Genomic DNA, 12,585 nt, shown 5'->3' with positions numbered 1-12,585 from the left:
TGCTCGCACACGGGCGGAAGAGGGGGCAGCGGCCCGGTGCCGGACAGGCCGGGATTCACGTCACATGGACGCTATGGCCATCGTCAAAGTGACGTGAAGCGGTTATGATAGATAACGTCAGTTAGACGAAAAGTAGAAAGGGTAGGTGCCGTGACCACCGCCCAGACCCCGCAGCTCGACGTACAGCCGTCTCCGCTCGCCCTGCTGCTGCTCGGCCGCGGGGCCGACCCGAGGAGCGAGCGGGGCGTCGAATGCCCCGGCGATCTGCCCGAGCCGTCCGACCCGGACCTCGTGGCGCGCGCCCGCGCGGCCAAGGAGAAGCTCGGCAGCAAGGTCTTCGTCCTCGGCCACCACTACCAGCGGGACGAGGTCATCCAGTTCGCGGACGTCACCGGTGACTCCTTCAAGCTGGCCCGTGACGCGGCCGCCCGTCCGGACGCCGAGTACATCGTGTTCTGCGGTGTGCACTTCATGGCCGAGTCGGCGGACATCCTCACCACCGACGACCAGAAGGTCGTCCTGCCGGACCTCGCGGCCGGCTGCTCGATGGCCGACATGGCCACGGCCGAGCAGGTCGCGGAGTGCTGGGACGTGCTGACCGAGGCGGGCGTCGCCGAGCAGGTCGTACCGGTGTCGTACATGAACTCCTCCGCGGACATCAAGGCGTTCACCGGCAAGCACGGCGGGACCATCTGCACCTCCTCCAACGCCGAGCGGGCGCTGGAGTGGGCCTTCCAGCAGGGCGAGAAGGTGCTGTTCCTGCCCGACCAGCACCTCGGACGCAACACCGCCGTCCGGGACATGGGGATGTCCCTGGAGGACTGCGTCCTCTACAACCCGCACAAGCCGAACGGCGGACTCACCGCCGAGCAGCTCCGGGACGCGAAGATGATCCTGTGGCGCGGGCACTGCTCCGTGCACGGCCGCTTCAGCCTGGAGTCGGTGGAGGACGTGCGTGAGCGGGTGCCCGGTGTGAACGTCCTGGTGCACCCCGAGTGCCGGCACGAGGTCGTGGCCGCGGCGGACTACGTCGGCTCCACGGAGTACATCATCAAGACGCTGGAGGCTGCCCCGGCGGGCTCCAAGTGGGCCATCGGCACCGAGCTGAACCTCGTCCGGCGGCTGGCCAACCGGTTCGCGCCCGAGGGCAAGGAGATCGTCTTCCTCGACAAGACGGTCTGCTTCTGCTCCACCATGAACCGCATCGACCTCCCCCACCTCGTCTGGGCCCTGGAGTCCCTGGCCGAGGGCAACCTGGTCAATCGCATCGAGGTCGACCGCGAGACGGAGGCCTTCGCCAAGCTGGCGCTGGAGCGGATGCTGGCGCTGCCGTAGGGCTCCCCCGTACGACGAAAGGCCCGTCGGACACCCACAAGGTGTCCGACGGGCCTTTCGCCTGTGTGGTGCCGGTCAGACTCCGGCCGTCTCCGGCTCGTCCGAGCTGTCCGGCTCGGTCTCCGGGGCCCGCTTCGCCGCCTTCTTCGCCGCTCGGCGTTCCTTTCGCAGCTCCACCATCGCGTAGAGCGTCGGGACGAGGAGGAGGGTCAGGAGGGTGGAGGTGATCAGGCCGCCGATCACCACGACCGCCAGCGGCTGGGCGATGAAGCCGCCCTCGCCGGTGACGCCGAGCGCCATCGGGAGGAGGGCGAAGATCGTCGCCAGAGCGGTCATGAGGATCGGGCGGAGCCGGTGGCGGCCGCCTTCCACGACGGCCTCGACGACCCCGTACCCCTGCGAGCGGTACTGGTTGATCAGGTCGATCAGCACGATCGCGTTGGTCACCACGATGCCGATGAGCATCAGCATGCCGATCATCGCCGGAACGCCCATCGGGGTGCCGGTGAGGATGAGCAGGCCGATCGCTCCGGTCGCCGCGAACGGGATGGAGACCAGCAGGATCAGCGGCTGGACCAGCGAGCGGAACGTCGCCACCAGCAGCATGAACACGATGGCGATGGCCGCCAGCATGGCCAGACCGAGGTTCTTGAAGGCGTCGTCCTGGTCGGAGGAGACCCCGCCGATCTCGGCCGTGGCGCCCGCCGGGAGCTTCAGGGCCTTGATCTTCGACTGGAGCTGGGCGCTGACCGCGCCGGTGTTGTCCCCGGTCGGCTTGGCCGTGACGGTCGCCGCGCGCTGACCGTCGATCCGGGTCATGGACACCGGCCCGTCGACCAGCTTCACGGTGGCGATGTCACCGAGCTTCACCGCACCGAGCCGCAGGCCCTTCAACTGGGCCAGCGTGGCGGCCGGGCGGGCGGACCGTACGACGATGTCACGCTCGGTGTCGTCCAGGACGGCCTTGCCCGCCGGGACACCGCGCACCGACTGCGCGACCGCCGCGCCGAGCTTCTGCTGGTCGAGCCCGGCCGCGGCCGCCTTGGCGTTGGCGCGCACCGAGATGCGCGGCACGCTCTGCGCGAGGTCACTGGTGACGTCGGTGACGTCGTCCAGGCCGGCCACGGTGGAGCGCACCTTCTCGGCCGCCGTGCGCAGGGTCGCGGGGTCGGCGGCCTTGACCACGACGCTGAGGTCCTGGTTGCCGAAGGCCGCGCCCGCCGAGACGGTGGTGGTGCCCGCGCCGTCCAGCTTCTTCAGCCCGTCCTCCAGCTTCCGCTGCACGTCGGCGGCGGAGCCGGAGTCCTTCAGCATGATCTGGTACGACGCCTGGTTGGTGTCGGTGCCGCCGCCGAAGGCGGCCATGAAGCCGGAGGAGCCGACGGTGACCTGGTAGTCCTTGATGCCGTCGATCCCGCCGAGCAGCTTCTCCACCCGCTTGGCCTGCGCGTCGGTCGCGGCGAGGCTGGTGCCGGGCTTCAGCTTCTGCCTGACGGTGAGCACCTGCTGCTCGCCCTGGTCGAAGAAGTTGGTCTTCAGCAGCCCGGCCATGCCGAAGGTGCCGAACAGCACGACGACCGCGATCAGCAGACTGACCAGCCGGCGCCGGGTGGCGAACCGCAGCACGGGGACGTAGAGGCGCTGGAGGCGGCTGTCGGCCTCCTTCTCCTCGGCCCGGCGGCGGGCCTCCTCGGCGTCCTCGGGGGTGCCCTTGGGGGCGCGCAGGAACCAGTACGACAGCACCGGCACCACGGTCAGCGACACCAGCAGCGAGGCCAGCAGGGCGGCCGTCACGGTGATGCTGAACGAGCCGAACAGGGCGCCCACCATGCCGCCGACCAGGCCGATCGGCAGGAAGACGGCCACCGTGGTGAGGGTGGAGGAGGTGACCGCGCCGGCGACCTCGCGGACGGCGCCGAGGATGGCCTCCCTGCGCTCCTCGCCGTAGCCGAGGTGCCGCTTGATGTTCTCCAGCACGACGATCGAGTCGTCCACGACCCGGCCGATGGCGATGGTCAGCGCGCCCAGGGTGAGCATGTTCAGCGAGAGACCGCGCGTCCACAGCACCAGCAGCGCCAGCACCACGGAGAGCGGGATGGAGACCGCGGTGACCAGCGTGGAGCGGACCGAGGCCAGGAAGACCAGGATGATCAGCACGGCGAACAGCAGGCCGAGCGCGCCCTCGGTGGTCAGGCCGTCGATGGCCTTGGACACCTCGGGCCCCTGGTCGCTGACGACCGTGAGCCTGGCGTCCTTGCCGAGGTCGGCCCGGAGCTTCGGCAGCTGGTCCTCGACGGCGTCGGAGATGGCGACCGCGCTGCCGTCGTGGTCCATGGTGACGTTGACGGCGAGGCTGGGCTTGCCGTCCGTACGGGTCAGCGAGTCGGCCGGGGCCGGCCGCTCCGCGACGGTCGCCACGTCGGCGAGGCGTACGGGCTTGCCGCCCTGGCCCGCCACGCGCAGGTCCTTGATCTGGTCCAGCGAGGTGAAGCCGCCGCCGACCTGAACGGTGCGGTTGGCACCGTTCTCGTCGAAGGAGCCCGCCGGGACGGACGCGCCGCCCGCCTGGAGCGCCGGGATGAGCGCGGCCGGGCTGAGACCCGCCTTGGCGAGCTTGGCGTCGTCAGGGGTGACGGCGACCTGGAGGTCGCGCACCCCGGTGACCTGGACCCGCCCGACACCGTCGATGTCCTTCAGCGCCGGGACGACCGTACGGTCCAGCTTGTCGGCGAGCGCCTGCTGGTCGGTGCCGGAGGACGCGGCGAGCACCACGGTCGGCATGTCGTCGGTGGAGCCGGAGACGACCTGGGGGTCGACGGTGTCCGGGAGCTGGGCGCGGGCCCGGTTGACGGCCTGCTGGACGTCGGTGACGAGCCGCTTGGTGTCGTTGCCGTAGTCGAAGGACGCCATGATCACGGCGTTGCCCTCGCTGGCGGTGGAGGTGACGGACGTGACGCCGTCGACGCCCTGGAGGCTGTCCTCGATGGGCTCGACGACCTGCTTCTCCACCACGTCGGGCGAGGCGCCCTGGTAGGGGGCGATCACCGAGACCATGGGCAGGTCGATGGTGGGCAGCAGTTGCTGTTTGATCTGGGGTATCGCGATGAGTCCGAAGACCAGCGCGATGAGCGACATCAGGCCGATGAGGGCCCGTTGCGCGAGGCTGAACCGGGACAGCCAGGACATGGGACAGGGTCTCTCTTCTGTGAGCGGCAGAAGCTGCGGCGGGACGCGTCTGTGCGCCCACCCCACACCCTGGTCCATCCTCGGGGGCCGACCCGTAGCCCCCAGGTCCATTTCCGGGGCGGGCCGGTACTCCCCGCGCAGTAGGCCGGCCGGAGCTCAGTCCGACCTCGGGCGGACCAGCCCGGACTCGTAGGCGGTGACGACGAGCTGGGCCCGGTCGCGGGCACCCAGCTTGGCCATGGCCCGGTTGACGTGTGTCTTCACGGTGAGCGGGCTGACCTCCAGCCGCTCGGCGATCTCGTCGTTGGAGTGGCCGCCGGCCACCAGCACGAGCACCTCGCGCTCCCGGACGGTGAGCGCGTCGAGTCTGGCCAGCCGGGCCGGGTCGGGGGCCGGGGCGTCGGACTGGGCGAGGAAGCGGGCGATCAGGCCCTTGGTGGCGGCCGGGGACAGCAGCGCCTCCCCGCTCGCGGCGAGCCGGATCGCGGTCAGCAGCTCCTCCGGCTCGCTGCCCTTGCCGAGGAATCCGGAGGCGCCCGCGCGCAGCGCCCGTACCACGTAGTCGTCGACCTCGAAGGTGGTCAGGATGACCACGCGGACGTGGGCCAGGGCCGGGTCGGCGCCGATCATGCGGGTGGCGGCGAGGCCGTCGGTGCCGGGCATCCGGATGTCCATCAGGACGACGTCCGCGGCGCACTCCTTGGCCAGCCGGACCGCCTCGGCGCCGTCGGACGCCTCGCCCACCACGGCCATGCCGGGCTCGGAGTCCACCAGCACCCGGAACGCGCTGCGCAGCAGCGCCTGGTCGTCGGCGAGCAGGACGCGGATGGTCATACGGGCTTCCTCTCGGCTCCGGCGCGGGTCTGGACGGGCAGGATGGCATGGACGCGGAAGCCGCCGCCGTACCGGGGGCCGGTGGTGAGGGTGCCGCCGAGCGCGGTGACCCGCTCGCGCATGCCGAGCAGCCCGTGCCCGCCGCCGGTGCCGGTCGCCCCGGTGGCCCCGGCGCCGTCGTCCAGCACGCTGACCTCGATGTTCGGCCCGACCCGTACGACGCTGACCTCGGCCTTGGCGCCGGTCCCGGCGTGCTTCTGGGCGTTGGTGAGGGCTTCCTGGACGATCCGGTAGGCGGCCAGGTCGACGGCGGCCGGGAGTTCGGTGCCCTGGTCGGCGCGGGCCACCTGGACGGGGAGTCCGGCGTTGCGGAAGGTGCCGGCGAGTTCGTCGAGGCGGCCGAGGCCGGAGGCGGGCTCGGTGGGCGCGGCGGGGTCGTCGGACTGGCGGAGCAGGCCGACCGTGGCGCGCAGTTCGTCCAGCGCGGAGCGGCTGGCCTCGCGGACGTGCGCGAGGGCCTCCTTGGCCTGGTCGGGACGCCGGTCCATGACGTGAGCGACGACGCCTGCCTGCACGTTGACCAGGGCGATGTGGTGGGCGACCACGTCGTGCAGTTCGCGGGCGATGCGCAGCCGTTCCTCGGCGACCCGGCGCCGGGCCTCCTCCTCACGGGTGCGCTCGGCGCGTTCGGCGCGCTCCCGGATGGCCTGGACGAAGGCACGGTGGCTGCGGACGGCGTCGCCCGCGGTGGCGCCGATGCCGGTCCAGGCGACGAGGGCGACGTTCTCCTGCGCGTACCAGGGCAGTGGCCCGGCGAGCATGGCGGCGGCCGTCAGCACGGTCATGGTGAGCAGGCCGACCCGCCAGGTGGTGGCCCGGTCGGTGGTGGAGGCGACGGTGTACAGGGCGATGACGGTGGTCATCGCCACGGGGGCGCGGGGATCACCGGTTACGCACTCGATCAGCGCGAAGGTGCCGGTGGCGGCCAGTACGGCGAGCGCGGAGCGGCGGCGCAGCACGAGGGCGGCGGCGGCCAGGACCATCAGCAGCAGGCTCAGCGCATTGGGCGGCCGGGCGCCCCAGTCCACGCCGTGGTCGCCGTCCGGTGCGGCGAAGGCGCTGCTGATCATGCACAGCAGCACGGCCGCCGCGATGACCGCGTCGAGTGTGAGGGGGTGCGCCTTGAACTGGCACCGGGCGCGTCGGAGAGTGCTCACCCGGTGAACAGTACGGGTCGCCGGGAAAGTCCGGGTATAGGGACGACCGGGACGGGCCGGGGAACAGGACGTCAGGTGTCGGGCGGTGTTCGCCGGGGATACCCGTGGCGGACGCCCGCCGTTGGCCGGGCGGCCCGAGCCTTCTCGTCGGCATGCGGGCCGCCCGGACCGGATGCGTCGTCGTCGAAAGGCAGTGACCGTGCGCCCTCCCGCCTCCCGTCTCCTCCCCACCGCCACCGCCGTGGCCCTGCTGGCGGTTCTCGGCCCGGCCGCCACGGTGCACGCGGCGTCCACCGGCACCCCGACGATCAGGCTCTCGGCCGCCTACCTGTCCGGCGCCGTCGGCGCGAGTGGCGACCCCGTGGTCACGGTGACCGTGGCGCAGAGCGGCGCGGACGCCTCGGGGCTGACGGTGACGCCGTCCACCAGCAGCCGGAGCACGGTGGCGGGCACCGGGGACGTCCGGGTCACCGGCACCGGCGGCAGCCGTACGGTCGCGGTGACCGCCCGCGCCCGGGGGTACGCCGACCTCACGCTCAAGGTGACCGGCACCGACGGCAAGTCCGCCACCACGACCCTGCACTACGCGGCCTCCCCCGCCGTCCGGCACGCGGCCGACGCCCGCTACCTCACCGGCGCCTCGGACGCCTCCGCCGCCGTGGACGCGGGGGGCGGCTACGTCCTGGTGGCCAACGACGAGGACAACACCCTGCGCCTGTACGACGGCTCGGCCTCGGGCGCGCCGGTGAGGAGCTGGAGCCTGTCCTCCGCGCTGGGCGCCTCCAAGGAGGTCGACATCGAGGGCGCGGCCCGCGTGGGGAACACCGTGTACTGGACCGGCTCGCTCGGCAACAACAAGGACGGTGAGTACAAGGCGGACCGGAACACGGTCTTCACCACCACCCTCTCCGGCTCCGGCGCCGCGACCTCGGTGGCCTTCGGCACCGCCGGGCACAGGCTGCGGGACGACCTGGTGGCCTGGGACAAGGCGAACGGGGACCGGTACGGCTTCGCGGCCGCCACCGCCGACGGCCAGACCCCGAAGCAGGTGGACGGCTTCAACGTGGAGGGCCTGGAGTTCGCGCCCGGCTCCACCACCACCGCCTACGTCGGCTTCCGCGCCCCGCTGGTGCCGCCAAGCGAGGGCGGGAAGGCGCTGCTCGTGCCGGTGACCGACATGGACCAGGTTGCCCGCGGCGCGAAGGCGGCCTTCGGCACCCCGGTCGAGCTGGACCTCGGCGGTCTTTCGGTGCGTGACCTGCGCCGGAACGACAAGGGGCAGTACCTGATCGTCGCCGGGTCCTGGGCGGCCGAGGACAACAGCGCGCCCTACGCCCTGTACCGCTGGGACGGGGTGGCCGGGCACCAGCCGGTGAAGGTGCTGGACCTGCCCACGGCGGACGCGGGCGGCTGGGAGTCCGTGGTGTCGGTGCCCGACCTGGACGTGTCCGGCGGCCGGGTCCAGCTCATCACCGACGACGGCAGCGCCGACCTCTACGGCGACGGCACCCAGGCCAAGGACCTCGCCCACCCGGAGTGGCAGAAGTCCCGCTCCACCTTCTTCACGCTGGGCTGATCAGCCGGGGATCAGCCCGTCGTCGCTGAGCATCTCCCGGACCTCCGCCACGGTGGCGTCCGGGGCGGGCAGGATCAGCTCGGAGGGCTCCAGGGAGTCGTCCGGAAGCGGGGTGCCCAGCTTCCGGACGGCTTCCAGCAGGGCGTGCAGGGTGCGCCGGAAGCCCTCCTCGTCACCGCCCTCGACCTCGGCGAGCAGTTCGTCGTCCAGCTTGTTCAGCTCAGGGAAGCGGGAGTCGTCCAGCCTCACCTGGCCCTCACCCATGATCCGTACGATCACTACGGCCTCCTCGGCGCGGGTCCCGGCGGCGGGCTACTGCTTGTCGAAGCGGGGGGTGTCCTGCGGCTGCTGCTGAGCCTGCTGACCGCCCGTGCCGCCCTCGATGGCCTGCTGCCGGCCGGAGGAGCCGCCGGCCAGCTCGGCCTTCATCCGCTGGAGCTCCAGCTCGACGTCCGAACCGCCGGAGAGGCGGTCCAGCTCGGCCTGGATGTCGTCCTTGGCCATGCCGGACTGGTCGTCCAGCGCGCCGGAGGCGAGCAGCTCGTCGATCGCGCCGGCCCGCGCCTGGAGCTGGGCCGTCTTGTCCTCGGCCCGCTGGATCGCCATGCCCACGTCGCCCATCTCCTCGGAGATGCCGGAGAACGCCTCCCCGATGCGGGTCTGCGCCTGGGCCGCGGTGTAGGTGGCCTTGATGGTCTCCTTCTTCGTACGGAAGGCGTCCACCTTGGCCTGGAGGCGCTGGGCCGCGAGGGTCAGCTTCTCCTCCTCGCCCTGGAGGGTGGCGTGCTGCGTTTCCAGGTCCGTGACCTGCTGCTGGAGGGCGGAGCGGCGGGACAGCGCCTCGCGGGCGAGGTCCTCCCGGCCGAGCGCGAGGGCCTTGCGGCCCTGGTCCTCCAGCTTCCCGGACTGCTGCTGCAACTGGTTGAGCTGGAGCTCCAGGCGCTTGCGGGAGGTCGCCACGTCGGCGACCCCGCGCCGCACCTTCTGGAGCAGCTCCAGCTGCTTCTGGTACGAGTAGTCGAGGGTCTCGCGCGGGTCCTCGGCCCGGTCAAGGGCCTTGTTCGCCTTCGCGCGGAAGATCATCCCCATACGCTTCATGACACCGCTCATGGGCTTCGCGCGCCCCCTTCTGACGGACTCCAGCTCACCGATCCTGCGACAGAACCCACAGTACGGGCCCTGCCACCATTACCGCACCGTTCGGGGAGCGATGCGCTCCTCCCCGAGAACGAGCCCCGGCCCGGCCACTCCGGCGTGAGGAGTAGGTGATCCCCGGGGGTGACGCCCCGCGGGGTGTACGACTCGCCCGGGAAGCGTCCAGGACGTCCCCTCTGTACCCCGATAGACGTCCGGCGTTGCCGGATCGTTCCCCGAGGGACTGGGGTCCATGCCGGTGATGCCCGTACCCTTGGGTTTTGTGTTCCGTAGCCGTGCGAAGGAAGAGAAGGCACCCGCCGACAAGGCGCAGGTGACCGGCTCCATGCAGCCCCGCGACCCGCAGGCCCCCAAGGGTCGGCCCACGCCGAAGCGCAGTGAGGCCCAGACCCAGCGCCGCAGTGTCGCCAGTACGCCCGTGTCCCGCAAGGACGCCGCGAAGCGGCAGCGCGAGGACCGCCGTCAGGCCCTGGACCGGCAGCGCCGCGCGCTCGCCGGGGGCGACGAGCGGTACCTGCCCGCCCGGGACAAGGGGCCGGTGCGCAAGTTCGCCCGTGACTGGGTCGACTCGCGGATCAACGTGGCGGAGTTCTTCCTGCCGCTGGCCATCGTGATCCTGGTCCTCAGCGTGGTGCGGGTGCCCTCGATCCAGAGCATCGCGCTGCTGCTGTGGCTGATCGTGATCGTGCTGATCGTCGTCGACTCCGCCTTCAGCGGCTACCGGCTGAACAAGCGGCTCGGCGAGAAGTTCCCGGACGTCAACCGCCGGGGCGCGGTCATGTACGGCCTGATGCGCTCCCTGCAGATGCGCCGGCTGCGGCTGCCCAAGCCGCAGGTCAAGCGCGGAGAGCGGCCCTGAGCGCAGACGCCGCTCCCGGCACGGCGGCCCTCACGGGGCCGCACACGCCGGGCGAGCTGATCCGGGAGCGCCTGGTCACCCGGCAGCTGGACGAGCAGCTCGCCCGCGCCTTCTCCGTCGGGCGGCGGCTGCGGGTGCTCGACGTGGGCATGGGCCGGGGCGCGCAGGCGCTGCGCCTGGCCCGGCTCGGCCACCTGGTCACCGGGGTCGAGCGCGACCCGGAGCTGGTCGCGGCCGCGCGCGCGGCGCTGACCGGTGAGCCGGACGGCATCCGCGAGCGGGTCCGGCTGGTGCAGGGCGACGGCCGGGACACCGGGGTGCACTTCCTGCCGGGCAGCTTCGACGTGGTGCTGTGCCACGGGGTGCTGATGCATGTCGAGGAGCCCGACGCGCTGGTGGCCGGGCTGGCCCGGATGCTGGCGCCCGGCGGGCTGCTGTCCCTGCTGGTGCGCAACGGCGACGCCCTCGCCATGGGGCCCGGTCTCGCCGGCGACTGGGCCGGTGCACTGGCCGCGCTGGACAGCGCCGCCCTGCTCCCCCGTTCCCGCACCGAGGCCGACGGCGACAGCCCGCCGGCGCCCGCCCCCGAGGGCCGCGCCGACCGCCTCTCCGCCCTGACGGCCACCCTGCACGGCATCGCCGCCCCGCTGCACGCCTGGTACGGCGTCCAGGTCTTCGCCGGCCGTGTCCCCTCCGCCCCCGTCTCCCCCGACGACCTGGAGGCCCTCCTCGCCGTCGAGGAACGCGCGTGCCGCACGGACCCGTACCGGGGGATCGCGGAACTGCTGCATCTGTGCGGGGTGCGGGGCTAGGTCCTGTCTGACGATTCGCGTCGTCGCCCGAAGGGCGGCCGCGCGGCGAGTGGGGGTACCCCCTGCTCGAGCGGAGCCGAGAGCTTGGGGGAGCGTGCACGGTGTCGCGCGGCAGACAGGAATTGTCAGAAGGCCCCCGTCCCGTTCGGCCGTATCCGGCGGGCCCCTGTCTGTGACCCGTGGGGAGACTCGTCCATGGACGCTTCCCGTATCCGGGCCGGGCGCAGGGGTGCCGTGGCCGTCGTGCTGGTGTGCGCCGCCGTCCTCGGGGGCGGCTGCTCCAGCCCGGCGGCCAAGGCCCGGAAGGACGGGCCGCCGACCGCCCAGGCGGCGCTGCCGATGGCGGCGGACGACCTCCAGGACCAGTACCAGAAGGTCATCAAGGACGTCCTGCGCTCGGTCGTGCAGATCCAGGCGGGCCCGTCTCTCGGTTCGGGCGTGATATACGGCGACAAGGGCCACATCGTCACCAACGCGCACGTGATCGGCTCGGAGAAGACCTTCCGGGTGACCACGGCCCGCAGCGAGGACCCGCTGACGGCGACCTTGGTCTACTCCTATCCCGAGCAGGACCTCGCGGTGATCAAGCTGGACAAGGCCCCGGCGGGCCTGCACCCGGCGGTGTTCGGCGACTCGGACAAGGTGGAGGTCGGCCAGATCGTGCTCGCCATGGGCTCCCCCCTCGGGCTGGCCTCCAGCGTGACCCAGGGCATCGTCTCGGCCACCGGGCGGACCGTCAGCGAGCCGGGCGGCGACGGGAGTCCGGGCGCCACGATCCCCAACATGGTGCAGACCTCGGCCGCGATCAATCCGGGCAACAGCGGGGGCGCCCTGGTGAACCTGAACAGCCAGGTCATCGGCATCCCGACGCTGGGCGCGACCGACCCCGGAATGCAGGGCGGCGCGGCGCCGGGAATCGGCTTCGCCATCCCGGCGTCCATGGTGCGTACGGTCGCCGGGCAGATCATCGCCACCGGCAAGGTCACCGACTCGGGCCGGGCCGCGCTGGGCGTCACGGTCCGCACGGTGGTGGACGAGGGCTACCGGCCCGCCGGAGCGGCGGTGGTCACGGTGCAGCGGGGCGGCCCCGCGGCGAAGGCGGGACTCGAGGCGGGCGATGTGATCACCCGGCTGGGCGACAGCCCGGTCGACACCGCCACGGAACTCGCCGCGGTGCTGGCGGGGAAGAAGCCCGGCGAGAAGGTCACGGTCACCTACGAGCGCTCGGACTCCCGGCACAGGGCCGAGGTGACGCTCGGGGAACAGTGAGGGCACCCCGACGGGAGCGGGAGTGGTCCCGCCCCCGCTGGACCGGGGCTACACCGCTTCGGCGTCGAGGCTCATCGGCCCGTAGATCTCGGTGCCCTCCTCGAAGAGGCGCACCTGGTCCGCACCGCCCTCGAGCAGCGCCTTCCAGTTCTCGCCGACCCAGGACTCGGCGTCGCCCTGCGTGGTGAACTCCTCGGGCTCCACGGCGGGCGGGACCTCCGTCCCGTCGGCCTTCTCGAACCGCCACGTCCAAGCTGTCATGCGGGCCTCCTTCGATCCGACTCCTGCGGGCAGGGTATGCGGTCCGCGGCGCCGCCCACAGGACATCGTGGATCATCGTCC

At 72.2% G+C, this 12,585-nt stretch carries 11 protein-coding genes; 5 read left to right on the top strand and 6 right to left on the bottom strand.

The features are described from left to right. Positions 1-150: 150 nt before the first annotated feature. A complete protein-coding gene (gene nadA, locus E5082_RS07005) occupies positions 151-1,335 on the top strand; it encodes a quinolinate synthase NadA (protein ID WP_135790400.1) in 1,185 nt (394 codons plus the stop codon). Between the two features lie 75 nt (positions 1,336-1,410). Here the strand turns inward: nadA and E5082_RS07000 are convergent, their stop codons facing one another. The 3 genes from E5082_RS07000 to E5082_RS06990 form a co-directional block, all read right to left on the bottom strand. Further along, on the bottom strand, positions 1,411-4,521 hold the full coding sequence (locus tag E5082_RS07000; protein WP_135790399.1) for an efflux RND transporter permease subunit: 3,111 nt from the start codon (positions 4,519-4,521) through the stop codon (positions 1,411-1,413). A 156-nt stretch (positions 4,522-4,677) separates the two neighbouring features. Further along, entirely contained in the window at positions 4,678-5,355 is a 678-nt protein-coding gene (locus E5082_RS06995; RefSeq protein ID WP_135790398.1) for a response regulator, read from the bottom strand. After that, a complete protein-coding gene (locus tag E5082_RS06990; protein WP_135790397.1) occupies positions 5,352-6,572 on the bottom strand; it encodes a sensor histidine kinase in 1,221 nt (406 codons plus the stop codon). Before E5082_RS06990 ends, E5082_RS06995 begins: the two co-directional genes overlap by 4 nt. Positions 6,573-6,744: 172 nt before the next feature. On the opposite strand from E5082_RS06990, the gene E5082_RS06985 reads away from it, so the two are divergent. Then, the gene (locus tag E5082_RS06985; RefSeq protein ID WP_373309985.1) at positions 6,745-8,148 is read left to right on the top strand and encodes a DUF3616 domain-containing protein; all 1,404 of its coding nucleotides are present in this window, start codon (positions 6,745-6,747) and stop codon (positions 8,146-8,148) included. Here E5082_RS06985 and pspAA read toward each other — a convergent pair whose 3' ends face one another. Both pspAA and E5082_RS06975 read right to left on the bottom strand, forming a co-directional pair. After that, the gene (gene pspAA / locus E5082_RS06980) at positions 8,149-8,427 is read right to left on the bottom strand and encodes a PspA-associated protein PspAA (protein WP_086695040.1); all 279 of its coding nucleotides are present in this window, start codon (positions 8,425-8,427) and stop codon (positions 8,149-8,151) included. A 33-nt stretch (positions 8,428-8,460) separates the two neighbouring features. Then, positions 8,461-9,258 (bottom strand): PspA/IM30 family protein, encoded by a 798-nt coding sequence (locus tag E5082_RS06975; RefSeq protein WP_135790395.1) that lies wholly within the window; start codon positions 9,256-9,258, stop codon positions 8,461-8,463. Positions 9,259-9,565: 307 nt separating this feature from the next. On the opposite strand from E5082_RS06975, the gene E5082_RS06970 reads away from it, so the two are divergent. The 3 genes from E5082_RS06970 (at position 9,566) to E5082_RS06960 (ending at position 12,243) form a co-directional block, all read left to right on the top strand. After that, a complete protein-coding gene (locus E5082_RS06970) occupies positions 9,566-10,162 on the top strand; it encodes a DUF3043 domain-containing protein (RefSeq protein ID WP_086695042.1) in 597 nt (198 codons plus the stop codon). A 71-nt stretch (positions 10,163-10,233) separates the two neighbouring features. Further along, positions 10,234-10,974 (top strand): class I SAM-dependent methyltransferase, encoded by a 741-nt coding sequence (locus E5082_RS06965; RefSeq protein WP_190045200.1) that lies wholly within the window; start codon positions 10,234-10,236, stop codon positions 10,972-10,974. A gap of 195 nt (positions 10,975-11,169) precedes the next feature. Next, positions 11,170-12,243, top strand: a complete 1,074-nt coding sequence (locus E5082_RS06960; RefSeq protein ID WP_135790394.1) for a S1C family serine protease — start codon at positions 11,170-11,172, stop codon at positions 12,241-12,243. A gap of 48 nt (positions 12,244-12,291) precedes the next feature. On the opposite strand, the gene E5082_RS06955 is transcribed toward E5082_RS06960, so the two are convergent. Beyond that, complete coding sequence (locus tag E5082_RS06955; protein ID WP_135790393.1) at positions 12,292-12,504, bottom strand: hypothetical protein; 213 nt, start codon at positions 12,502-12,504, stop codon at positions 12,292-12,294. Positions 12,505-12,585: the final 81 nt, after the last annotated feature.

Origin of the sequence: Streptomyces griseoluteus (genome assembly GCF_004784465.1) — a bacterium.
Lineage (GTDB): Bacteria > Actinomycetota > Actinomycetes > Streptomycetales > Streptomycetaceae > Streptomyces > Streptomyces griseoluteus.
Note: the sequence above shows the minus strand (reverse complement) of the source record. Positions and strands in the feature narration are given on the sequence as shown.

Bases quoted from the DNA above. Each gene is read 5' to 3' on its own strand.
- E5082_RS07000 (WP_135790399.1), bottom strand. From the start codon at position 4,521: ATGTCCTGGCTGTCCCGGTTCAGCCTCGCGCAACGGGCCCTCATCGGC.
- E5082_RS06995 (WP_135790398.1), bottom strand. From the start codon at position 5,355: ATGACCATCCGCGTCCTGCTCGCCGACGACCAGGCGCTGCTGCGCAGC.
- E5082_RS06985 (WP_373309985.1), top strand. From the start codon at position 6,745: ATGCGTCGTCGTCGAAAGGCAGTGACCGTGCGCCCTCCCGCCTCCCGT.
- E5082_RS06975 (WP_135790395.1), bottom strand. From the start codon at position 9,258: ATGAGCGGTGTCATGAAGCGTATGGGGATGATCTTCCGCGCGAAGGCG.
- E5082_RS06960 (WP_135790394.1), top strand. From the start codon at position 11,170: ATGGACGCTTCCCGTATCCGGGCCGGGCGCAGGGGTGCCGTGGCCGTC.
- E5082_RS06955 (WP_135790393.1), bottom strand. From the start codon at position 12,504: ATGACAGCTTGGACGTGGCGGTTCGAGAAGGCCGACGGGACGGAGGTC.